The sequence below is a fragment of the Modestobacter excelsi genome, from assembly GCF_005930495.1.
GTDB classification, from domain to species: domain Bacteria; phylum Actinomycetota; class Actinomycetes; order Mycobacteriales; family Geodermatophilaceae; genus Modestobacter; species Modestobacter excelsi.
Map to the genome: position 1 here is coordinate 1 of NZ_SJEX01000177.1, position 397 is coordinate 397.

1 protein-coding gene is annotated in these 397 nt (G+C 35.3%); it reads left to right on the forward strand.

Annotated features, from left to right (window positions below):
* A partial coding sequence (locus FHL80_RS27320; RefSeq protein WP_138736032.1) for an MFS transporter occupies positions 1-397 on the forward strand: 397 nt, incomplete at both ends.

Below are 397 nucleotides of genomic sequence, written 5' to 3' on the forward strand. Positions count from 1 at the left end.
ATTCAAATACTGCATTATCAATATTTTGGATTTTAATAGGTGCCTTAGGTGTAATAGGTGGCATTTCAGGAAGCATTATCGATAAGCGAGGATTACGTTTTGCTTATATATTAGGCGTTACACTGTTATCTTTAGCTTCAATTTTACTAGTGTTTACTTCTAAAACATGGTTAATTCCATTTATTGCTTCATCACTCTTCGGCGCAAGCTATATCTTTTTAACAGGTGTATTGCTTGTATGGGGGGTGAAAATATTTGTGAAAAATGCTTCTCTAGGTATCGGAATCCCATTTTTAATGTTGGCTGTTGGACAGGTTTTAGGTTCAATGGTAGCTGGAACTTTAATAGATAACCTGAACTACGCGGTGACATTTATGATCTATGGCATAGTAGGATT